This is a genomic window from Mycolicibacterium neoaurum ATCC 25795, assembly GCF_000691525.1.
In the GTDB taxonomy this organism is placed as follows: domain Bacteria; phylum Actinomycetota; class Actinomycetes; order Mycobacteriales; family Mycobacteriaceae; genus Mycobacterium; species Mycobacterium neoaurum.
This window is the reverse complement of sequence record NZ_JMDW01000003.1, coordinates 335,893-357,334: the sequence shown is the minus strand read 5'-3', so window position 1 is coordinate 357,334 and position 21,442 is coordinate 335,893. Positions and strand designations below refer to the sequence as shown.

Sequence of the window (21,442 nt, the reverse complement as noted above, 5' to 3'; positions counted from 1 at the left end):
CTCCCTTACTTGTTGGCCAGCTCGGCGGCCTTGTCGGCGCCGGAGTCCATGGTTTCGGCCTGTACGACCAGCGGATGATTGGCTTCGGCCAGGATGCGGCGACCCTCGTCGACATTGTTGCCGTCCAGACGCACGACCAACGGCTTGTTGGCCTCGTCGCCCAGGATCTCCAGCGCCTTCACGATGCCGTTGGCGACGGCGTCGCACGAGGTGATGCCACCGAAGACGTTGACGAACACGCTCTTGACCTGGCTGTCGCCGAGGATCACGTCCAGACCATTGGCCATCACCTCGGCCGAGGCGCCGCCGCCGATGTCGAGGAAGTTGGCGGGCTTTACGCCGCCGTGCTTCTCACCGGCGTAGGCGACGACGTCGAGGGTCGACATGACCAGACCCGCACCGTTGCCGATGATGCCGACCTCGCCGTCGAGCTTGACGTAGTTGAGGTCGTTCTCCTTGGCCTTCAGCTCTAGAGGATCGGTGGCGTCCTTGTCCTCGAACTCGGCGTGGCCGGGCTGCCGGAAGTCGGCGTTGGCGTCCAGGGTGACCTTGCCGTCCAGTGCCAGGATCTGATCGTCCGGCGTGCGCACCAGCGGGTTGACCTCCACCAGGGTGGCGTCCTCGCCGATGAACACCTCCCAGAGCTTCTGGATGGTCACGGCCGCGGCGTCGAGCACCTCGGCGGGCAGGTGGCCCTTCTCGGCGATCTCGCGCGCGAAGGCCAGGTCGACACCCTTGACAGCGTCGACGGGCACCTTGGCCAGGCGGTCGGGCTTGGTCGCGGCGACCTCTTCGATCTCCATGCCACCCTCGACCGAGCACATGGCCAGATAGGTGCGGTTGGAGCGGTCGAGCAGGAAGGAGATGTAGTACTCCTCGGCGATATCGCTGGCCTCGGCGACCAACAGCTTCTTCACGACATGGCCCTTAATGTCCAGGCCCAAGATGTTGTTGGCGTGCTCCAGCGCGTCGGCGGGGGTGGCCGCGTACTTCACGCCGCCGGCCTTGCCGCGGCCGCCGACCTTCACCTGAGCCTTCACCATGACCGGCTTGCCGATCTCCTCGGCGATGGCCTTGGCGTCCTCGGCGGACTCGGTGACCCGGCCCGGCGTGGTCGGTACGTTGTGCTTGGCGAAGAGTTCCTTCGCCTGGTACTCGAACAGATCCATGAGTTTCCTAAAAGGGTGTCTGTCTAGGTGACGTTTCGAACTGACTTCACAGGTAGTGGGCCGGACAGACCGATGGCCGTGACTGGCTCGCTGGCACTGTATCCACCCGCATGGCGGGCACCCGCACCGCCCACCGTTCATGTGGTACATCTCACCGAGGCCCATTGGTGATACAAGTCACATTCCCGCTGGGAATGAGCTCATAAGTTGCCACCAACATTGGGATTTGGTTAACGTGCCTCTTGGTCTCGGTAACGGTCAGGTCACGGCGCTAAGGAATTTTCAGGTTGGCTGAGCACAGTTCGTCTCGATCCCCACGGGGAGCAGCGACGAAGGGACGGCGCAGCCCCCAGCGGCCCGAGAACCCGGCAGCGGTCACCGACATCATCCCCTTCAACGAGTTCGGCGATCTGTGCGAACTCGACTTCCGGGACAGCTCCGCGTTCGACAAAGAACAACGCGTGATCGCCGCCCCGGAACTCGATGACCTGCACGACACCGACGACCTGGTCCCCTTGCGACTGGTCATCCCCAGCGAATTCCAGTCCGACAGCGAGCCGTCCGCGCACGCCTACCGCGACAGCCACGTCGATCTCAGTGATGGCACCGCGCTGACCGATGTCATCGACATGCGGGCACACCGCAGCGGCGGAGCGCACCGCAAGCAGACCGTGGGCGCGGTCAAGAGCCGGCTGATGATCGCCGCCATGGCCGCCGGTGCGACCGCGTCGGGTGCCTACTCGCTGTCCACGGCAAACGAAGCGACCCCCGCACCGGACACCGTGCTCGCCGCCGACGGCACCCTCATCGAGGGCGCCTCGATCACCGGATCGGCAGACGGTGTGCAGATCGTCGCCGTGCAGCCGGTGGCGTCCTCGGCAGTGCACGCCGAGGAGATCAGCAAGGCCGCGGCCTTCGCCCAGGAGCGCGCCGACCGCGAGGCCCGACTGACCCGGCCCATGTTCGTGATGCCGACCAAGGGTGTGTGGACCTCCGGCTTCGGCTACCGCTGGGGCGTCCTGCACGGTGGCATCGACATTGCCGGTCCGATCGGCACGCCGATCCTGGCCGCCAGCGATGGCGTCGTCGTCGATGTCGGTCCTGCCGCCGGTTATGGCGCGCTGGTCAAGCTTCGCCATTCCGACGGCACCGTGACGCTGTACGGACACATCAACACCTGGTTGGTCAGCAAGGGCCAGCGCGTGATGGCCGGCGACCAGATCGCCACCATGGGCAACCGCGGCAACTCCACCGGTCCGCACTTGCACTTCGAGGTGCTGATGAACGGCTCCAACCGCATCGACCCGGTGCCGTGGCTGGCTCAGCGCGGGCTCTCCCCCGGTAATTACGTCGGTTAACTACCGTGGTCGGGGTGACGGCAGAACCTCCGGTGCCACCCGCCGAACAACCCCGCATCATCCGTCGGCATCCGACGGGTTCCTTCCCGGCGCTCGCCCCCGATCCCGCTGAGGACCGCACGTCGCTGGTTCCCGCGGTGGCCGACACCACGCAGACCGCCTACATTCCCCGACCGGTTCCGGTGGCCGTCCCCGGCCGCTCCGCCGCCGGGCCCGCCACCGCGATCTCAGCCGCCATTGCGAGCATCCTCAGCGGGTGGGCCACCGCGGTCATCGCCACCGATCTGATCGCCGGCTGGTGGAACACCGATCTGCTGTTCTGCATCGCGATCGGCTTCCTGACCGCGATCTCGGCGGGCGCCGGCATCGCCGGGCTGATCGCCCTGTTGCTGCAACGCCGGATGGGACGACTGCTGATCATCGTCGGTGCGGCCATCGGACTGCTCATCTTCGGCAGCCTCTTCCTGGCCGGGGCCAAACTGCACCCGGTGGTCTTCGCGATGCCGGTGCTGCCGCTGGCGACGGTGGTGCTGACCCTGCTGCCCGCCACCCGGCGGTGGTCCCGGGCCCCGCGCCGCTAGAGCTTCTGCACCGGCGCGTGGTTGTGCATCAACTTGACCCGGCCCGCGCTGCCGAAGTCGATCAGCGACATGGCCGATTCGCCCATCCCCGAGACCTCCTCGACGCGGCCGAGCCCGTACTTGTCGTGGCTGACCCGGTCACCCGGTTCCAACGTGATGATCGTGCGGTTGCGCGCCTTACCCGGTGCGGGACGGGCATTCTCGGCGAAGCGGCCGACCCGCGGCGCGCTCAGCGCCGCCGAGGGTGCCTCCACGCGCCGCCAGTTGACCAGGTCCTCGGGGATCTCGCGCAGGAACCGTGACTCGGGGTTGAGCATCGGCTGTCCCCATGACGAGCGCACCTTCGCGCGGCTCAGGTACAACCGCTGCCGCGCCCGCGTGATACCCACGTAGGCCAGCCGGCGTTCCTCGCTGAGCTCGGTGGGGTCACCGAGCGCCCGCATGTGCGGGAACATGCCGTCCTCCCAGCCGATCACGAAGACCACCGGGAACTCCAGGCCCTTGGCGGTGTGCAACGTCATCATGGTGACCACCCCGGAGCCGTGCTCGGGGATCTCGTCGGCGTCGGCCACCAGCGAGACCCTTTCCAGGAATTGGGCCAACACCCCGGTGTCGGGGATGTCCTCGTCGCGGTCCTCCTCTTCGGCCAACGCCTGCCGGTTGGCGAGGTCGATGCTGAATTCGTGGGCGACGCTGACGAGCTCGTTGAGGTTGTCCAGTCTGGCCAGATCCTGTGGGTCACTGGATGATTCGAGTTCACGCCGGTATCCGGTGCGCTCCAGCACCGCCTCGACCAGGTCGCCGAGTTCACCGTCGAGTTGGCCGCGCAGCTCATCGAGCATCTGCACGAAGGACGCGATGGCCTTCTCCGAGCGGGTATTGAGCATCGGCGCCCGGCCTTCCGCGGCGGCCTGCAACGCATCATTGAAGCTGCCGCCGCTGTTCTCGGCGTACACCGCCACACAGGCCTCGGCGCGGTCCCCGATTCCACGCCGCGGGGTGTTCAGGATGCGGCGCATGCTCACCGAGTCCCCCGGGTTGTCGAGCACCCGCAGGTAGGCGACGATATCGCGGATCTCTTTGCGCTCGTAGAAGCGGACACCGCCGACGACCTTGTAGGGGATGCCGGAGCGGATGAAGACTTCCTCCAGTGCCCGGGAGGAGTTGTTGGTGCGGTAGAACACCGCGACGTCGTTGTAAGAGATCTGGTTCTGGTCGGCCAGCGCGTCGATCTCACCGGCGACGAACCGCGCCTCGTCGTGCTCGTTGTCGGCGACATAGCCGACGATCAGCTCGCCCTCCCCGGAGTCGGTCCACAGTCGCTTCTCGCGTCGGCCGGCGTTACGGGCGATCACGGCGTTGGCGGCGTTCAGGATCGTCTGCGTCGAGCGGTAGTTCTGTTCCAGCAGAATCGTTCTGGCGTTGGGATAATCGCGCTCGAAGTCCTCGATATTGCGAATGGTGGCGCCACGGAACGCGTAGATCGACTGGTCGGCATCGCCCACCACGCACAGCTCGGCCGGGGTGACGCCATCCGGGGTGGTCTCCAGACCGACGAGCTCGCGCACCAACACGTACTGCGCGTGATTGGTGTCCTGGTACTCGTCGACGAGGATGTGCCGGAACCGGCGCCGGTAGTACTGGGCGATCTGCGGGAAGGCCTGCAGTACCGCCACCGTCTCGCCGATCAGATCGTCGAAGTCCAGGGCGTTGGCCGCCCGCAGCCGGCGCTGGTATTCGCCGAACACCGCGGCGATGGTCTTGGACATGTCATCGGAGCTGTCGGTCAGGTCGGCGAGCGCCTGGTCGGGATCGATCAGCTCGTTCTTCAGGTTCGAGATGCCGTTGGCCAGCAACCGCGGGGTGTAGCGCTTGGTGTCCAGACCCATGTCCTTGGCGATCATCATGAGCAACCGACGCGAGTCGTCGGAGTCGTAGATCGAGAAGTTCGAGTTCAGTCCGGGCAGCAGCGAGGCCTGGTTGCGCAGGATGCGCACGCAGGTCGAGTGGAAGGTGGACACCCACATGTTGCGGGCCCGGGGGCCGATCAACCCGACAACGCGTTCGCGCATCTCGGCGGCGGCCTTGTTGGTGAAGGTGATGGCCAGCACCTGCCCGACACCGACATCGCGGGCGGCCAGCAGGTAGGCGATCCGCCGGGTCAGCACCGCCGTCTTGCCTGATCCCGCACCGGCCACGATGAGCAGCGGGGATCCTTCATGCAGCACAGCTTGGCGCTGCTGCGGGTTGAGCCCGTCGAGCAATTGTTCGGTATCAGAACCCTGGGCCGGCGCGTCAAAAAGAGATGTCATTTCGGTCTCGAATCTACCGCCGATGGGTGACACCCGGGTCATGCCCCACGAGGTGCGGTGCGGTCACCTTTGCGCCGAATCGGCCGTCGGTGGCACACTCGATTCGTGCTCCATCGGCAGCGACGATTTTTTTACGGGTACCGGTCCGCGGTGCCCGTGGTCTAGCTGCTTCCCTTCCAGCCCCGCGGTCCGCATCTGCGATCCGGGGCTCTGTTGTGTGAGGCCCCGAACCGGATGAACCAAGACGCCACCAACAGCGAGGAGAACCCCGTGAGTGCCGAGACACAGACGGCCGCCGATATCGACGAACTGCGCCTGGAGATCGACCGCCTCGACGCGGAGATCCTGGCCGCGGTGAAGCGCCGCGCGGAGGTGTCGCGCATCATCGGCAAGGCACGGATGGCCTCCGGCGGCACCCGGCTGGTGCACAGCCGCGAGATGAAGGTCATCGAGCGCTACAGCGAGCTCGGCCCCGAGGGTAAGGACCTGGCCATGCTGCTGTTGCGGCTGGGTCGCGGCCGCCTCGGCCACTAGTCCACCCCCTGCGATTTCGGTGAGGATACGTGCGCTGACCGCACGCATCCTCACCGAAACAACTAGGGGGTGAAGGCGATGTACTTGGTCTCCAGGTACTCCTCGATACCCTCCGAGCCTCCCTCACGCCCGAACCCGGACTCCTTGATCCCGCCGAACGGCGCCGCGGCGTCCGAGATGACACCGCGGTTGACGCCCACCATGCCCGCCTCGACGGACTCGGCGACGCGCAGCGCACGGTCGAGGGACTGCGTGTAGATATAGGACGCCAGCCCGTACTCGGTGTCGTTGGCCGCGGCGATACCCTCCTCCTCGGTATCGAAGCCGGTGATCGGCGCGACGGGCCCGAACACCTCTTCCTTCAGGATGCGGGAGTCGGCAGGGACGTCGGCCAGCACGGTGGCGGGGTAGAAATGCCCGGGACCGTCCGGGGCCACTCCGCCGACGGCCACCTCGGCGCCGCGGGACACCGCGTCGGAGACCAGGTCGGCGACGATGCCGAGTTGCTTGGCCGAGATCAGCGGGCCCAACGTCGAGGACTCCTCTAGGCCGTTGCCCAGCGAGTACTCGCTCATCCGCTTGACCAGCTTCTCGGTGAACTCCGCGCGCACCGCATTGGCGACGTGGAAGCGGTTGGCCGCCGTGCAGGCCTCACCGCCGTTGCGCATCTTTGCCAGCAGCGCACCCTCCACGGCGGCGTCGACGTCAGCATCGTCGAACACCACGAACGGGGCGTTGCCACCGAGTTCCATCGAGGTGCGCAACAGCTTGTCGCTGGACTGTTTCACCAAGGCCTTGCCCACCCCGGTCGATCCGGTGAACGTCAGCTTGCGCAGCCGGCCGTCGTCGATCAGCGCTCCGGTCAGGTCGCCGGGCTTGGTGGTCGGTAGCACCGAGAGCACCCCCTTGGGCAGACCGGCCTCGTCGATCAGCTTGGCCAGCAGCAGCATCGTCAGCGGGGTCTCCTGCGCCGGTTTGACCAGCATGGTGCACCCGGCCGCGAGGGCGGGGCCGATCTTGCGCGTCCCCATGGCCAACGGGAAATTCCACGGCGTGATGGCGTAACACGGGCCGACCGGCATCTTGGTCACCAGGATGCGTCCGGTACCCGCCGGGCTGTGGGTGTAGCGCCCGTCGATGCGGACGGCCTCCTCGGCGAACCAGCGGAAGAACTCCGAGCCGTATTTCACCTCGCCCCGGCTCTCGGCCAGCACCTTGCCCATCTCCAGGGTCATCAGCGTCGCGAGGTCTTCGCTTCGCGCGGTGAGCGTTTCGAACACCGAGCGCAGGATCTCACCACGCTCACGCGCCGGGGTGGCGGCCCAATCGGCCTGCACGGCGGTGGCGGCATCGAGCGCGGCGATACCGTCTTCGGGCGTCGCGTCGGCCACCGAGGTGATCACCTCGTCGGTCGCGGGGTTGAGCACGTCGAACTTCTGGGAGGACGCCGAGCCCCGCTCCTCACCACCGATCCACAGACCGGTGGGCACGGATGAAATCAACTCTTCAATGCGCATACATCCATCATGTACACCCTCGATCCCGGCACCGCACTAAGGTCGGAAGAATGAGTGCTGACATCACCGAGACGGCCGCATGGCATTCGTTGCAACGTCACCACGAGGCGGTGGCGTCGAAGAATCTTCGGGAACTGTTCGACGAAGATCCGACCCGCGGCACCGATCTCACGCTGACCGTCGGCGATCTCTACATCGACTACAGCAAGCACCGGGTGACGCGCGAGACGCTGGCACTTCTGGTCGAGCTCGCCGTCACGGCCGGGCTGGAGGATCGCCGCGATGCGATGTTCTCCGGTGCGCACATCAACACCTCCGAGGACCGCGCCGTTCTGCACACGGCCCTGCGGCTACCAAGGGGTGCCGAACTGAGCGTTGGCGGCCAGGATGTGGTTGCCGACGTCCACGAGGTGCTCGACGCGATGGGCACGTTCACCGACCGGTTGCGTTCCGGCGAGTGGACCGGCGCCACGGGTGCGCGGATCACCACGGTGGTCAACATCGGCATCGGTGGCTCGGACCTGGGTCCGGTGATGGTGTACGACGCGTTGCGCCACTACGCCGACGCAGGCATTTCGGCACGCTTCGTCTCCAATGTCGACCCGGCCGACCTCATCGCGAAATTGGACGGGTTGGACCCGGCCACAACGCTTTTCGTCGTGGCGTCGAAGACGTTCTCCACGCTGGAGACGTTGACCAACGCGACCGCAGCGCGACGGTGGCTGACCGCCGCCCTTGGCGATGATGCGGTGTCCAAGCATTTCGTCGCGGTGTCGACGAACAAGAAGCTCGTCGAAGAATTCGGTATCGACACCGCCAACATGTTCGGCTTCTGGGATTGGGTGGGCGGCCGCTACTCGGTGGACTCGGCGATCGGGCTGAGCGTGATGGCGGTGATCGGTCGGGAGCGCTTCGCGGAATTCCTGGCCGGGTTCCATCTGGTCGACGAGCACTTCCGGACGACACCGTTGGCGCAGAATGCGCCGGCTCTGCTGGGCCTGATCGGCGTCTGGTACAACAACTTCTTCGGTGCGCAGTCCCGCGCGGTGCTTCCGTATTCCAACGACCTGTCCCGGTTCGCCGCGTATCTGCAGCAGCTGACGATGGAGTCCAACGGCAAGTCGGTGCGCGCGGATGGCACACCGGTCAGCACCGATACCGGCGAAATCTATTGGGGCGAGCCCGGAACCAACGGTCAGCACGCGTTCTATCAGCTGCTGCACCAGGGCACCCGGCTCATTCCGGCGGACTTCATCGGTTTTTCCCAGCCGACTGACGATCTACCGACTGCCGACGGCACCGGGAGCATGCACGACCTGCTGATGAGCAACTTCTTCGCCCAGACCCAGGTGTTGGCCTTCGGCAAGACCGCCGAGGAGATCGCGGGCGAGGGCACCGACGCTGATGTCGTGCCGCACAAGGTGATGCCGGGGAACCGGCCGAGCACCTCGATCTTGGCCACCAAGCTGACCCCGTCGGTGGTCGGCCAACTGATCGCGCTGTACGAGCATCAGGTGTTCACCGAGGGCGTGATCTGGGGTATCGACTCGTTCGACCAGTGGGGCGTCGAGCTGGGTAAGACCCAGGCGAAGGCTCTTCTGCCGGTGCTGACCGAGGACGCCTCACCTGCGAAGCAGACCGATTCGTCGACCGATGCCCTCGTGCGGCACTACCGCGCGGAGCGCGGTCGATCAGCCTGAGTCCTCGGCGCCGAAAGTGACGTAATGGCTGCTCCCGATGCGTCGGGGGCAGCCATTACGTCACTTTCGACACTCAGCCCGAAAAGCGCGTACCCGCTGCGCCTTTCGGCGAGCAGCGGGTACGCGCTTGCGAAGGATCTTGTGTTACGGAGCCGGAATGGTTGCGCAACCCACATTCGGGATGCAGCCGCTCGCCCCACCGGGGCCTGCGGTACCGCTCGGCCCACCGGGTGCGAGCGAACCGCTCGCTCCGCCCGGACCGGCCTCACCCGCGGGGCCACCCGGAATGGCGCCGCTGGCACCTCCGGGACCGGCTTCGCCACCGGGACCACCGGGGATCACGCCGCTGGCACCGCCGGGACCTGCCTGACCTGCCGGCCCACCGGGTGCGAGGGCACCGCTGGCACCGCCGGGTCCGGCCTCACCGCCCGGTCCGCCGGGGATCACACCACTTGCGCCGCCGGGTCCGGCCTCACCTGCGGGTCCGCCGGGGATGGCGCCGCTGGCGCCGCCGGGACCCGCGGTGCCGTTGACCGCACACGGGGTGCCGTCGGCATTCCAGCACGGTGGCGGGGCCGGGGTTGCACCGGCGAGAGGCGCGAACGCGATGGCCGCACCCGCAGCACCGGCAAAGAGGAACGGGGTCATCTTCGTCAGTTTCACCATCATGAAAAGAGAGTTACCACTGACTAAGCCGGGCTAAACATCACCCGGATCGCAATCTTCTCGAGATCAGGCGAAGCGTTTGGTGTACTTCGGCGGCAGCAACCGCATGATCTGGGTCAGCGGCGCCCACGGCCAGTTCGGCACCACGGCGCGGCCCTTCTCCTTCTCGATGGCCGCGACCATGGCGCGCACGCCGGTCTCGTTGTCGACCATCAGCAAGGTGTTCGCCGCCTGGGCCGTCATCTCCGATTCGATATAGCCGGGTTCGATCACGGTGACCCGGATCGGTCCCTTGTCGTACTCGGCGCGCAGGGATTCACCGAGCGAGGTCATGCCGGCCTTCGAGGCCGCGTAGGCGGCCTTGGTGCCGGGCACACCGGTGTTGCCGAGCACCGAGGAGATGAGCACCAGGTGCCCGCCGCCCGCCTTCTGGAACAGCTGCAGCGCGTACTCGATCTGCACCAGCCCGGAGACCAGATTGGTGGTGAGTGTCGCGGAGTTGTGCCATGGCTTGCCGCCACCGATCTGATACCCCTTGCCGATGCCTGCGTTGACGATCACGCGGTCGATACCGCCCAGTTCGTCGGACAGTTGCCCGAAGACCTGCGGGATGGCCTCGTGGTCGTCGACGTCGAGCGCGGCGATGGCGACCTTGGCATACGGGTGCTTGTCGAGGATCTCGGCACGCAGTTCTTCCAGTCGATCGAGGCGGCGCGCGCACAGCGCCAGGTCGCGGCCCATCGCCGCGAAGGCGCGGGCCATCCCGGCACCGAGGCCGGAGCTCGCACCGGTGATGAGTATCTTCTGGCGGGTCATGGCAGCAGGATAACCGAGTTAGATAGCTCGCCGGAAACCCTCAGAGTTCGGTCGCGGTATCGGAGTCCGCGCCGCGGCGTGCGAACGCATTCCACATGGCGTATCCGGTGGTGAAACCCAACGCGATGGACATCATCGACACGAGCATCACCGTGATTGCCGCACTGCCCTGTCCCGACGCGAGTTGGGCGAGGCCGATCATCCCGATCGAGCTGGGCACCAACAGCCAGAAGCCGGGTGCCAACATCACCTGCGCCACCGGCGTCATGGACAGTCTGCTCAGGGCCAACGCGCTCAAGATGAGGATCAGTCCGCCGCCGAATCCGCTGACATAGCCCCCGAAGACCGCATTGGTCAGCAGCTGGGCGCCGTAGGCGGTGAACAGGACGAGCGTCAGCCACGGTGCGAACCCGCGCGGCGGGCCGAGGTGCAGGATGATCCCGACGGCGTAGACCGCGACCCCGAGCCAGGGCGCCCAGCTGCCCAGGGTGTTCACCGGCACATCGACCAGCTCGGACCACGTCAGACCGAGCAACTGCACGGCCAGCAGGATGCCCAGCGCCAGTTGGGCCAGGCGCATCACTCCCGCCATCAGACGTGCCGACCCGGAGACCATTTCGCTGGTGGACGACTCGATGACGGCCAGCGTGATGGCGACCCCAGGGAGGAACAACGTCAGCGGTGCGATCAGCACCCGAAGGCTGTCGTGACCCATGTGCAGGAGCCGCCCGAGGCTGAAGGCGACATAGGTCACCAGGAACGCGCTGAGGACCGGGAGCAGTTGGCGCAGTGCCGGATTGCGCCGGGTGAGCAATTCCAGCAATCCGACCAACAGCCCGAAGCCGGTCGCGGCGATCAGCGAGAGCACGGTCGGCTGCAGGATCAGTGCGTACGCCGCACTTTGCAATCCGTAGCCGATGACGCTGACGCCACCGCCGAATCGTCGTGGCATGGCGTGGATCCGGTCCAGCTCGGCCAGGCCCTCGGCCGGATCCATCCGCTGCGTCTGAGCCCGTTCCACGAGCTCGCCCAGCGGGAAGGTCTGGTCATAGCGCAATGCCGCCCCACGGGCCACGGTCGTGTGTTGCCGGTCCCCGGCTTGGATGAAGTTCGGCAATACGAGTACCGGGCAGTCCGTGCCCTGCCGCGCGGCGACACGCTCCAGCGTGTGACGCACCATCGTCACCGGATAGTCTGCGCTGAGCATCGCCGACCCGAGCCGGGCAATGAACTCGACGGTGGTGGTCGTATCAGACATGCTGCGTTCCTTGTGTTTTGGACGGCCGCAAGAACGCCAGCGCCACCGCTATCGCCACCACGGGCACAGCCGTCAGCAACCAACCCAGCGTGTGCATGGCCTCGATCATGTCGAGGTGCACACCGTCCACGACCGCACGGGCGCGTTGCGGGTCCAGGACGTTGTGCCCTTGTGCCGACTGCAGCGCTTCGCGCGCCTGCGCGGAGTCGATTCCGGACGTGTGCACGAACGCGGTGGTGCCGACGAGCGCGAACACAGCCGGGCCCATCGAGTAGGCCGCCTGCCCGACAGCGCTTTTCACCGCCGCGACTGCCCCGCTCAACTTCACCGGCGCGGCCTGCAACATGACTGTCGCCTCGATGGTCTCGACCACCGCCGCTCCGACGGCGTTGAAGCCCACCACTGCGAAGAGCACCCACATCGAGCTGTCCTCGCCGAGCCGGGTCAGCACCAGCAGCCCGATGAGCAGCAGCACCAGTCCGCTGACCAACACGGTGCGCTGCCCGAGCCGCACCGCGGCCCGCCCGGCTGCGGCCGCCGCGATGGCCGACAGCAATGCCGCGGGCGCCATCAGGACACCGAGCAGCGTGGGTGATTCACCGCGCACGGCGACGAGGTAGAAGGCCAGCAGAACCGTCACACCGCCGGACAGGAAATTGAAGGCCATCCCGGCCACGACGGCGGCATCGAAGGACCCGGACCGGAAGAGTCGCAGATCCAATGCGGGACTGGGGGTGTGCCGCTCGAAGAGGATGAAGGCGATACCGGCGATGAGGCCGATGCCGAGCACACCGAGCACACCCGCACCGAGCCCGGTCTGTAGCCGAGACAGCCCGTAGACGATGGCCAGCAGCGCGACGGCGACCAGCAGCAGACCGACCACGTCGAGGCGCCGGTCACCCCGCGGCGTCTCGGGCACGTATCTGCGCACCATTACCAATGCAACGACGGCCAGCACCGGCGCTACCAAAAATGCTGCACGCCAACCTAAGTGCTCGACCAGCAGCGAACCGATGGCCGGCATCGGCACCGCGACGGCGAACCCTGCCCCCAGATGCAGCGAGATGGCCGCGGCTCGACGCTCGGGCGGGAACACGACGTTGACGATCGCCAGTGCCAGTCCGAGCTGCAATGCGAAGGCCAGTCCGATGCCGGCCCTGGCCACCACCAGCACCGCGGCGTTGGGTGCCAGTGCCGCCAGTGTCCCGAACAGCATGGTGCCCAGCAGCCCCAGCGAGTACATGCGTTTCATGCCGTACTTGTCGCCGAGCGCACCCGCACCCAGTACCCCGGCGGCCAGGGCCAGAGTCGCCACGCTGGCCACGAAGCTGGCGGTGCTCGCCGACAAGTGCAATCCGTGCCGCACCGCCGATATGTTGGCCGACAGGATCACCGGGTCAGCGGAGGTGATGCTCGATCCCAGTCCGGTGGCCAGGATCGTCATCGTCGCGGCCGTACCGGACACCTCGGTCGGACTGGCCACCGGCCTCCTCGCTGCTACTTGAGCAAACGCGACATTCTCCGGTCGGCGAGCTTCTTACCACCGGTCTGACAGGTGGGACAGTACTGGAAGGACTTGTCCACGAAGGAGACTTCGGCAACCGTGTCACCACAGACCGGGCACGGCAGCCCGGTGCGTGCGTGCACGCGCAGCCCGGACCGTTTCTCGCCCTTGAGCGTCGCCGCCTGCTGCCCCACCGACCGTGCCACGGCATCGGTGAGCACCGAGGACGTCGCATCATGCAGATCGGCCAGCTGCGCCTCGGACAGCTTGTTGGCCGTCGCGAACGGTGACAACTTGGCCACGTGCAGGATCTCGTCGCTGTAGGCATTGCCGATACCGGCGATGATCTTCTGGTCGGTGATCACCGTCTTGATCCGGCCGCCATGCGCGGTGAGCACGTCCTTGAGCTCCTCGGGTCCCAACGCCAAGGCATCGGGTCCCAGCCCGGCAATCTGCGGGACCTCCATCGGGTCTCGGACGACCCAGACGGCAAGCCGTTTCTGGGTGCCTGCCTCGGTGAGGTCGAAACCGACGGTCTGGCCCGGATCGTCTCCGGCCAGGTGCACCCGCAGCGCGATCGGGCCCTTGCCGGGCTTCAGCGGTGCGGGTGCGAGCTTGTCCGACCAGCGCAGCCACCCGGCCCGTGACAGATGGGTGATGAGGTACAGCTCGCCCACCTCCAGACCGAGGTACTTGCCCCACCTGTGGGCCCCGGTGACCTGCTGCCCATTCAGCGCTGTCACGGGCGGATCGAAGGTTTTCAGAACCGACAACGCGGAGATGTCCACCCGCACGATCTGTCGGCCGACGGCGTGACGGCGCAGATGGTCGGCGAGCGCCTCGATCTCGGGAAGCTCGGGCATGGTTCCAGTGTGCAGGACAGGCACCGATATCGTCTTTGATGTGCTGGCGGCGGTGCGGCGGTTCCTGGTGATCAACCCGGCGCCGGGGCGGTGGCAGTTCGCGGTGCGCGCCGCCATCTGCATGGCGGTTCCAGTATTGGTGGGTTGGCTGCTCGGCGACACCGGCGCCGGGTTGATCGCCGTGATCGGCGGATTCACCTCGCTCTATGGCAGCGGCAGACCGTACCGGAACCGGGCCGGCTACCTGGCGACGATCGCGGTGTGTTTCGCGACCGCGGTGGCACTCGGCGACTGGGCGGCGGCAATCCCGTGGCTGGGGCTGGTGACCATCACCGCGATCGCGATGGTGGCCGTCCTGGTGTGCCATGCGCTGGGTGTGGGTCCGCCGGGCGCGTTCATGTTCGTCCTGGGCTGTGCCGCCGGTACCGCCACCGCGGCGACCCATCTGCCGCCCTGGCATATCGGCCTCCTTGTGCTCGCCGGCGGCGCGTTCTCCTGGGTGGTGCACATGCTCGGGGCGTTGTGGGAGTTGCTCCTTGGCGAGCAACGCGGCCGAGGGAAGCACGGACCGGAGATACGCGCGGTGGCTGCCGCCCGCACCGCCGTCGAGCGCTATCGAAGCAGCTGCGACAACACCGACCGGCATCTGGCCGCCAAGGCCTTGCATCACGCATGGACGACGCTGGTCAACTACCAGCCGACGCACGTCAAACCCGATGCTGTGGTCGACCGCCTGCGTGTGGAGAACTTGCATCTGCACCGGGTGTTCGGCGCCATCGTCAACGGCGCCCCGCTCCCAGCTTCCCCACCCGCCGAGAACAGTGCACGGTTACCGCTGGGCAGGCCCGGAAATGCGGCCCTGCTGCGGCGGGCATTGACGCCGGGATCGGAGTCCATGCGGGTGACGCTGCGGGTCGGGGTGGCGGTGGCGTTGTCCGGTGTGACGGCATTGCTGTTCACCGCCGACCATTCGTATTGGGCGATGGCCGCCGCGGTGCTGGTGCTCTACCAGGGTTTCGATTGGTCGCGCACGGTGCAACGCGGTGCCGAACGCATGGTGGGCACGCTGCTCGGACTGGGGCTGGCGGCCGCGATCCTGGCCTGGCAGCCGCAGGGCTGGTGGTTGGTGGCGGTGGTCGCCGTACTCCAGTTCGCCATCGAGATGTTCGTGGTGCGCAACTACACCATCGCCGTCACGTTCATCACCCCGCTGGCACTGACCATCGCCGCCGGTGGCCGTCCCGTCGCCGACCTCGGTCACTTTCTCGTGACCCGGGGCCTGGATACCGTGATCGGTTGCGTGATCGCACTTCTGGTGTATTGGGTGGCGCTGCGCAGGCACGGGCCTGCTCCGCTGAACGCCGCGCTGGCCCGAACCGTCGCGGCGACCCGTCGGACCGATGTACATCTGCAGGCCGGGGCGGTCGCCAGCGCACCGGCCCGAGCAGCGCGCCGGGATCTGCAACTGAGCGCACTGGCGCTGCTGGAGACCTATCAGGCGGCGATCGGCGGGTCGGCCGTGCAACGCGCCGAGGCCGAGCGATTGTGGCCGACGGTGGCGACCACCGAACAGGACGCGTATCGGATGTTGGCTGCGTGTTGGGTACGCGAGCACCCGGAGAACTCTTAGCGCTCAGACCTTTTCAGATCACTTGCCAGCACGGACAGCAACCAGCTGACGATCGACAGCACGATCGCCGCCCAGATGGCGGTCCACCAGAACTCGTCGATCTGCAGACCCCAGTGGGTCGTGTTCTCGGTGATCCAGGAGGTGATCCAGAGCATCCAGGCGTTGATGACGATGTGGATCAGGCCCAGGGTCAGGATGTAGAGCGGGATCGAGATGAACTGCACGATCGGCTTGATGATCGCGTTGACGAGCCCGAATACCACGGCGACGATGAAGATAATGCCGACCCGCTGCAGAGTCGAGTCGCCACCGACGATGCTGATTCCGGGAACGAGCATCGTCACCACCCAGAGCGCGACCCCGGTCAGCGCGGCCCGCAGCACGAAACCCATGGCCGTCAGTCTGCCGCGCGTAATAGGTAGATGTCCATGATCCAGCCATGCCGTTGTCTTGCCGCGGCGCGCATTTCGGCGATCTGGTCGGCGACCTCACCCACGGTGCCCGCCACCAGCAACTCGTCCGGCGTCCCGAGATAGGCACCCCACCAGATCCGGGTGCCGGGTGGGCAGCCACGGAAGGAGCAATCTCCGTCGAGCATCACCACGGCCGCGCCGGTGAGCCCGTCGGCACGCAGCCGGCGTCCGGTGGTGATCAGTACCGGCTCGCCAATATCGTTGAGCGGGATGCGATGCCGCGCGGTCAGCGACTGGATGGCGGTGATGCCGGGTATGACGTCGACTTCGAAATCCACGTGTTCGGCGACGCGGTCCAGGATGCGCAGGGTGCTGTCGTACAGCGACGGGTCACCCCAGGCCAGGAAGGATCCGGCGCCGCCGTCGGGCAACTCGGTCTCGATGGCACGGGCCCACAGTTTCGCCCGTGCCGCGTGCCAGTCGTCGACGGCCTGCTCGTAGGGAACGTCGGCGGCCCGGGTGGGATCGGGCAGTGTGACGAACCGGTATCCGGGTTTCTCGATGAAGCGATCGCAGATGAGTCTGCGCAGCGCGACCAGATCGTCCTTGGACTCGCCCTTGTCCATCGCGAAGAAGACCTGGGTGTCGTTGAGTGCCGAGATGGCCTGCACCGTCACGTAGTCGGGGTCGCCTGCTCCGATGCCGATCACATGAATGGTGCGCACCCGCAAAAGGTTAGTCGATCGGATTTACCCGGTACCGCAGGTATTGACTACCGCCGGTAACGGGCTTACCGTCGAATCTTCGGACCGCTCAAGGGAGAGTCGACGATGACCGCTTCGGTGAAGGCAGGGACCACACGCGCTGAGTTCGCCGAGCGCCTGCTCAAGGGGTCGGTGCGCAAGTCGTACGAGCCGATCGTCGACATCGACTGGGACGCACCCCTGGATCCCGACAAGTTCTACCTGCCGCCGAAAGTCGTCTCGCTGTACGGCACCGAACTCTGGGAGTCGATGAGCCGGGCCGAGCAGATCGAGTTGTCCCGCCAGGAACTGGTCAACACGCTGTCGGCAGGCATCTGGTTCGAGAACATCCTCAACCAGTCACTGCTCCGCAAGATGATGCATGCCGACCCGACCGCGGCGACCACACATTACGAGCTCACCGAACTCGGTGACGAGACCCGCCACATGGTGATGTTCGGCAAGGCAATCGCCAAGGTGGGTGCCAAGCCCGTGCGGCCGCGGCTCTACCAGCGGATCATCATCAACGCCCTACCGTTCGCGTTCCGCGGGTCGGTTTTGTGGGTGGCCGCGCTGATCGGCGAGGAGATCTTCGATTCCCTGCAGCGCCAGATGATGGACGATGACGAGTTGCAGCCGATGGTTCAGCGACTCATGCGCATCCACGTCACCGAGGAGGCCCGCCACATCCAGTTCGCCCGTGACGGTCTGCGCAAGCGCAGGCCGGAGATGTCGCGCGCCAAGCGGATCTGGGTCGGCAATCTCAACGGGCTCGGCGGGCCGTTCTTCCGCCACCTGTTCACCAACGCGGTGCAGTACCGCCGGGTGGGCCTCGACGGCAGGGCAGCGCGCCGGATCGCCCGCCGTTCACCGCACCGCCGGCAGGTACAGATCGCCGGGTTCGCACCGTTGGCGTCATTCCTCGACGAGGTCGGGCTGATGGGTCCGATCGCCCGGCGGATGTGGCTTCGCAGCGGATTCCTGCCCAGCGGCACGCTCGGTACCACCGGCCGTGTCGAGGACACCGGCCTGGACGGCCCGTCGGATGATGACGTCTACAGCGGTCCCGCCACGGTCGACGGCCGCGCGGTCCAGGTCCTGCTGGCAGGCCATCTGGATCCGATCGATGGTAAATATCATTGGCGCGGAACGGTTCTGGAGCCGCTGACCGCGGGCGGCGCGAACCAGGTCTCGATCACCATCGGCGAACGCACCGCATCGGCGAAGGTCACCGAGCGCAGCCAGCAGGGCGGCTACTCAGTCGCCGGGGTGGGCACACCTCCCTTCCCGAGATAGGTCGGCAGCGGTCACCGGATTTCGACCTCGGCATTTGGCACCCAATAACTAGAACGTGTTCTAGTATCGGGCCCATGCGGTTCACCTATGCGGAAGCCATGACCGATCCGAAGTACTACATCCCGTTGGCCAAGGCCGCCGACGAGGCCGGATACCACGCGATGACGATTCCGGACAGCATCGCCTACCCCGAGGTCTCGGACTCGAAGTATCCCTACACAGAGGACGGCAACCGAGAGTTCCTCGACGGCAAGTCGTTCATCGAATCGTTTGCGCTCATCGGCGCGCTGTCGGCCGTCACGACCAAACTCCACTTCAACATCTTCGTGTTGAAGTTGCCGATCCGGCCGCCGGCGCTGGTGGCCAAGCAGGCCGGGTCACTGGCCGCCATGTTCGACAACCGGCTCGGACTCGGCGTCGGCACCAGCCCGTGGCCCGAGGACTACGAGATCATGGGTGTGCCGTTCGCCCGCCGCGGCAAGCGCATGGACGAGTGCATCGATGTCATCCGCGGCCTAACCTCCGGGGACTACTTCGAGTACCACGGCGAGTTCTACGACATCCCGAGCACCAAGATGACCCCGGCGCCCACCAAACCGGTGCCCATCCTGGTCGGCGGCCACGCCGATGCCGCGCTGCGCCGGGCCGCCCGCAACGACGGCTGGATGCACGGTGGTGGCGATCCGGCCGATCTGGATCCGCTGCTGGCCAAGCTGGCGAAGTTCCGCGAGGAGGAGGAGCGCATCGGCAAGGCCGACGAGTTCCAGATCCACGTCATCTCCATCGACGGGTTCACCCTCGACGGGGTGAAGCGCCTCGAGGACAAGGGCGTCACCGACGTCATCGTCGGTTTCCGGATCCCCTACATCATGGGCCAGGACACCGAGCCGCTGGACGACAAGATCCGCAACCTGGAGTGGTTCGCGGAGAACGTCATCGCCAAGGCCTGAAAAACGAAGGCCTGACACCGGCGGCGCACTACCCCGGCTTGACGGCCTGCACGGTATAGGTGAGCGGCAGCCGTTCGGGGTGCTCGGCGAGCACGTACTCACCGTCGTGCTCGGCGCTCTCGACCATGGCGTCGAGCGCTTTCCACGGCGCCTCGCGATGTTCCTCCAGCGCCGTCACGACGAGACCGGCCGCGGTCAGGGCGGTGAAGACCTCGCCGAGACCGTGATTGAAGGACACCCCGGCCGATGCGCTGAGCGTTCCCTGCCCGGCATAGCTGCTCGCCTCGTCGAACGCGGTTCCGGCCGTCTCGAAATACGGGTAGTGCACCACCAGCAGATCATCGGATCGGTCGTCGCCGATCGTATCGAGCATCGGGTGTCCTTCCCGCATGAACAACCGGCCGCCGGGACGCAGGAGTTCGGCGACCACCGTCGCCCATCGCCGGATATCGGGCAGCCAGCACAACGCGCCGATGCCGGTGTAGACCAGATCGCAGCACTGCCCACCGAGCGCGCCGGCCGCGTCATAGACGTCGGACTCGACAAATGTCACGGGGTTGCCGGCGCGCTCCGCCAAGGCGATGCCCGCGGCGATGGCCGACGGCGAGAAGTCCAGTCCGGTCACCGATCTCGGTCCGAGCCGGGCCAACGACACGGTGTCGGTGCCGATATGGCATTGCAGGTGCACGACGTCGAGTCCGCTGATGTCCCCGAGGCGCGGCAGGTCGTAGCGCACCACGCCGGAGAGGTACCGGGGGTCTTCGAAACCGTCGAGCTCGTAGCCACCCGGGCCCAGGTGTACCGGCACCCGGGACTCCCAGTTCGCCAGATTCAGCGCCCGCCAGTTCTCGGTCATGGCACATCATTCTGGCACCGTCTGCGCCGGCCGCGTCACGGCGTCAGCAGCGTGCGTCGATCGCAGCCACGCTGAGCACGTGTTCGAGCACGAGCGTCGCCGTACCGACCGTGGCGGAACGGTCGCCGTGTGCCGCCGGGCGCACCTGCAGCGCCCCGGTCGCTTCGGCGGTGGCGTTGCCGTACAACGACTCTCGCAGGCCCGCCACGAACATCTCGTACACTTCGGCCATATCACCGGCGATCACCACGGCCGCCGGGTTGAGCAGGTTCACCGCGGGGGCTATCCCCGTACCCACCGCGCGACCACTCTCGCGCACCATCCGGCGCGCCTCGGGGTCACCATCGGCGGCCAGCTCGGCAACATCACGCAGGTGCCGGACGGATATGCCCTGCTGCTGCAGCGCCCGCACGATCGCCCATCCGCCCGCGATCGACTCAAGACAACCGGTGTTTCCACAGCGGCACGGGATGCCCTCCGCGCCGACAACCTTGTTGTGACCGAATTCGCCTGCGGCTTGATTGGCACCCCGCAACAGCACGCCCCCGGCGATGATGCCGGCGCCGAGACCGCTGGAGGCCTTGATGACGAGCACATCGTCATCACCGCCGCGTTCGGCCAGCGCGATGGCATTGGCATCATTGTCCAGCACGATGGGCGCGGATCCGATGCGCGGCAACGCCTCCAGGTAGGGGCGCAGCGGGACGCCGTCCCAGCCACGCAGGATCGCCGATCCGCAGCTGCAACCCCGTTCGGCATCGACGGTGCCCGGCAAGGTCAGCCCGACACCGTGGACGTCGAAGCCCGAAAACGACTCCAGCAGGACGTCGAGCCCCTTGCCGATATCGGGCATCAGGTCAGCGGGACCGAGCGCGACCTCGGAGTCGATATCGGAGAGCGCCAACACCCCGCCGGCCAGATCACAGACCGCCAGTCGGGTGCGGCTGAGTCCCACTGCCACCGAGAGCACGATCCCGGCATCGGTATCGACGCTCAGTTGGGTGGCCGGACGCCCACCCGTCGAGGGAGCCGGCTGGCACTCCTTGATGAGCCCGGCGCCCAGCAGGGTCGCCAGCCTGGCACTGACCGCAGTCCTGGACAGCCCTGTCAGCGCGGTGATCTCGGCACGCGTCATCTCTCCATTGGCCCTGATCAGGGCAAAGATCTCGCCGACGGTGGCCACACCTCATTGCAGCACAGTTGCGTAAGATGGGCCACTTTCGCCCGAAAAAGACATATATAGGTTGATTGCCGAGCCTAAGCATCCGTAGGCTCC

At 66.6% G+C, this 21,442-nt stretch carries 18 protein-coding genes and 1 pseudogene; 7 read left to right on the top strand and 12 right to left on the bottom strand.

Going from position 1 to position 21,442, the window contains the following annotated elements:
- Window positions 1–5: 5 nt before the first annotated feature.
- The gene (gene sucC, locus IC40_RS0103525; protein WP_030133381.1) at window positions 6–1,169 is read right to left on the bottom strand and encodes an ADP-forming succinate--CoA ligase subunit beta; all 1,164 of its coding nucleotides are present in this window, start codon (window positions 1,167–1,169) and stop codon (window positions 6–8) included.
- 287 nt (window positions 1,170–1,456) lie between these two features.
- On the opposite strand from sucC, the gene IC40_RS0103520 reads away from it, so the two are divergent.
- Together IC40_RS0103520 and IC40_RS0103515 are read left to right on the top strand one after the other, a co-directional pair.
- Window positions 1,457–2,527: a M23 family metallopeptidase gene (locus IC40_RS0103520; RefSeq protein WP_030133380.1), complete on the top strand. Its 1,071-nt coding sequence runs from the start codon at window positions 1,457–1,459 to the stop codon at window positions 2,525–2,527.
- A gap of 14 nt (window positions 2,528–2,541) precedes the next feature.
- Window positions 2,542–3,108: a hypothetical protein gene (locus tag IC40_RS0103515; RefSeq protein ID WP_042509919.1), complete on the top strand. Its 567-nt coding sequence runs from the start codon at window positions 2,542–2,544 to the stop codon at window positions 3,106–3,108.
- On the opposite strand, the gene pcrA is transcribed toward IC40_RS0103515, so the two are convergent.
- Complete coding sequence (pcrA, locus tag IC40_RS0103510) at window positions 3,105–5,420, bottom strand: DNA helicase PcrA (protein ID WP_030133378.1); 2,316 nt, start codon at window positions 5,418–5,420, stop codon at window positions 3,105–3,107. The two genes, IC40_RS0103515 and pcrA, sit on opposite strands and share 4 nt — an antisense overlap.
- 234 nt (window positions 5,421–5,654) lie before the next feature.
- Here pcrA and IC40_RS0103505 point away from each other — a divergent pair, with 234 nt between their 5' ends.
- The gene (locus tag IC40_RS0103505; protein ID WP_042509872.1) at window positions 5,655–5,954 is read left to right on the top strand and encodes a chorismate mutase; all 300 of its coding nucleotides are present in this window, start codon (window positions 5,655–5,657) and stop codon (window positions 5,952–5,954) included.
- Between the two features lie 62 nt (window positions 5,955–6,016).
- Here the strand turns inward: IC40_RS0103505 and IC40_RS0103500 are convergent, their stop codons facing one another.
- Window positions 6,017–7,471 carry an NAD-dependent succinate-semialdehyde dehydrogenase gene (locus IC40_RS0103500; protein WP_030133376.1) on the bottom strand — a complete coding sequence of 485 codons (1,455 nt, stop codon included), beginning with the start codon at window positions 7,469–7,471 and terminating at the stop codon, window positions 6,017–6,019.
- 50 nt (window positions 7,472–7,521) lie between these two features.
- On the opposite strand from IC40_RS0103500, the gene pgi reads away from it, so the two are divergent.
- On the top strand, window positions 7,522–9,171 hold the full coding sequence (gene pgi, locus IC40_RS0103495; protein ID WP_030133375.1) for a glucose-6-phosphate isomerase: 1,650 nt from the start codon (window positions 7,522–7,524) through the stop codon (window positions 9,169–9,171).
- A 282-nt stretch (window positions 9,172–9,453) separates the two neighbouring features.
- Here the strand turns inward: pgi and IC40_RS0103490 are convergent.
- The 5 genes and pseudogenes from IC40_RS0103490 to IC40_RS0103470 all read right to left on the bottom strand — a co-directional run.
- Window positions 9,454–9,840: pseudogene (locus IC40_RS0103490) on the bottom strand (hypothetical protein); the annotation flags it as partial.
- Between the two features lie 63 nt (window positions 9,841–9,903).
- Window positions 9,904–10,653: an SDR family oxidoreductase gene (locus IC40_RS0103485; protein ID WP_030133373.1), complete on the bottom strand. Its 750-nt coding sequence runs from the start codon at window positions 10,651–10,653 to the stop codon at window positions 9,904–9,906.
- 40 nt (window positions 10,654–10,693) lie between these two features.
- Window positions 10,694–11,911, bottom strand: a complete 1,218-nt coding sequence (locus IC40_RS0103480) for a threonine/serine exporter family protein (protein WP_030133372.1) — start codon at window positions 11,909–11,911, stop codon at window positions 10,694–10,696.
- The gene (locus IC40_RS0103475) at window positions 11,904–13,394 is read right to left on the bottom strand and encodes an MFS transporter (protein ID WP_030133371.1); all 1,491 of its coding nucleotides are present in this window, start codon (window positions 13,392–13,394) and stop codon (window positions 11,904–11,906) included. The genes IC40_RS0103480 and IC40_RS0103475 overlap by 8 nt, the downstream gene beginning before the upstream one ends.
- A gap of 14 nt (window positions 13,395–13,408) precedes the next feature.
- Window positions 13,409–14,278, bottom strand: a complete 870-nt coding sequence (locus tag IC40_RS0103470) for an Fpg/Nei family DNA glycosylase (protein WP_030133370.1) — start codon at window positions 14,276–14,278, stop codon at window positions 13,409–13,411.
- Here IC40_RS0103470 and IC40_RS0103465 point away from each other — a divergent pair.
- Window positions 14,277–15,908 carry an FUSC family protein gene (locus IC40_RS0103465; RefSeq protein ID WP_081843301.1) on the top strand — a complete coding sequence of 544 codons (1,632 nt, stop codon included), beginning with the start codon at window positions 14,277–14,279 and terminating at the stop codon, window positions 15,906–15,908. The genes IC40_RS0103470 and IC40_RS0103465 overlap by 2 nt on opposite strands.
- Here the strand turns inward: IC40_RS0103465 and IC40_RS0103460 are convergent.
- A complete protein-coding gene (locus IC40_RS0103460; RefSeq protein ID WP_030133368.1) occupies window positions 15,905–16,300 on the bottom strand; it encodes a phage holin family protein in 396 nt (131 codons plus the stop codon). The genes IC40_RS0103465 and IC40_RS0103460 overlap by 4 nt on opposite strands.
- A 5-nt stretch (window positions 16,301–16,305) precedes the next feature.
- Entirely contained in the window at window positions 16,306–17,046 is a 741-nt protein-coding gene (cobF, locus tag IC40_RS0103455; RefSeq protein ID WP_030133367.1) for a precorrin-6A synthase (deacetylating), read from the bottom strand.
- 105 nt (window positions 17,047–17,151) lie between these two features.
- Here cobF and IC40_RS0103450 point away from each other — a divergent pair, with 105 nt between their 5' ends.
- Together IC40_RS0103450 and IC40_RS0103445 are read left to right on the top strand one after the other, a co-directional pair.
- Window positions 17,152–18,360, top strand: coding sequence for a diiron oxygenase (locus tag IC40_RS0103450; RefSeq protein ID WP_030133366.1), 1,209 nt, complete (start codon window positions 17,152–17,154; stop codon window positions 18,358–18,360).
- A gap of 74 nt (window positions 18,361–18,434) precedes the next feature.
- On the top strand, window positions 18,435–19,310 hold the full coding sequence (locus IC40_RS0103445; protein ID WP_030133365.1) for an LLM class flavin-dependent oxidoreductase: 876 nt from the start codon (window positions 18,435–18,437) through the stop codon (window positions 19,308–19,310).
- A 28-nt stretch (window positions 19,311–19,338) separates the two neighbouring features.
- Here the strand turns inward: IC40_RS0103445 and IC40_RS0103440 are convergent, their stop codons facing one another.
- Both IC40_RS0103440 and IC40_RS0103435 read right to left on the bottom strand, forming a co-directional pair.
- Complete coding sequence (locus IC40_RS0103440; RefSeq protein WP_030133364.1) at window positions 19,339–20,166, bottom strand: class I SAM-dependent methyltransferase; 828 nt, start codon at window positions 20,164–20,166, stop codon at window positions 19,339–19,341.
- Between the two features lie 43 nt (window positions 20,167–20,209).
- The gene (locus IC40_RS0103435) at window positions 20,210–21,349 is read right to left on the bottom strand and encodes an ROK family transcriptional regulator (protein ID WP_030133363.1); all 1,140 of its coding nucleotides are present in this window, start codon (window positions 21,347–21,349) and stop codon (window positions 20,210–20,212) included.
- Window positions 21,350–21,442 lie beyond the last annotated feature (93 nt).

Excerpts from the sequence above, each read along its gene's own strand:
- sucC (WP_030133381.1), bottom strand. The coding sequence starts at position 1,169 with ATGGATCTGTTCGAGTACCAGGCGAAGGAACTCTTCGCCAAGCACAAC.
- pcrA (WP_030133378.1), bottom strand. The coding sequence starts at position 5,420 with ATGACATCTCTTTTTGACGCGCCGGCCCAGGGTTCTGATACCGAACAA.
- IC40_RS0103505 (WP_042509872.1), top strand. The coding sequence starts at position 5,655 with ATGAACCAAGACGCCACCAACAGCGAGGAGAACCCCGTGAGTGCCGAG.
- IC40_RS0103500 (WP_030133376.1), bottom strand. The coding sequence starts at position 7,471 with ATGCGCATTGAAGAGTTGATTTCATCCGTGCCCACCGGTCTGTGGATC.
- pgi (WP_030133375.1), top strand. The coding sequence starts at position 7,522 with ATGAGTGCTGACATCACCGAGACGGCCGCATGGCATTCGTTGCAACGT.
- IC40_RS0103485 (WP_030133373.1), bottom strand. The coding sequence starts at position 10,653 with ATGACCCGCCAGAAGATACTCATCACCGGTGCGAGCTCCGGCCTCGGT.
- IC40_RS0103480 (WP_030133372.1), bottom strand. The coding sequence starts at position 11,911 with ATGTCTGATACGACCACCACCGTCGAGTTCATTGCCCGGCTCGGGTCG.
- IC40_RS0103465 (WP_081843301.1), top strand. The coding sequence starts at position 14,277 with ATGGTTCCAGTGTGCAGGACAGGCACCGATATCGTCTTTGATGTGCTG.
- IC40_RS0103470 (WP_030133370.1), bottom strand. The coding sequence starts at position 14,278 with ATGCCCGAGCTTCCCGAGATCGAGGCGCTCGCCGACCATCTGCGCCGT.
- IC40_RS0103460 (WP_030133368.1), bottom strand. The coding sequence starts at position 16,300 with ATGGGTTTCGTGCTGCGGGCCGCGCTGACCGGGGTCGCGCTCTGGGTG.
- IC40_RS0103450 (WP_030133366.1), top strand. The coding sequence starts at position 17,152 with ATGACCGCTTCGGTGAAGGCAGGGACCACACGCGCTGAGTTCGCCGAG.
- IC40_RS0103445 (WP_030133365.1), top strand. The coding sequence starts at position 18,435 with ATGCGGTTCACCTATGCGGAAGCCATGACCGATCCGAAGTACTACATC.
- IC40_RS0103440 (WP_030133364.1), bottom strand. The coding sequence starts at position 20,166 with ATGACCGAGAACTGGCGGGCGCTGAATCTGGCGAACTGGGAGTCCCGG.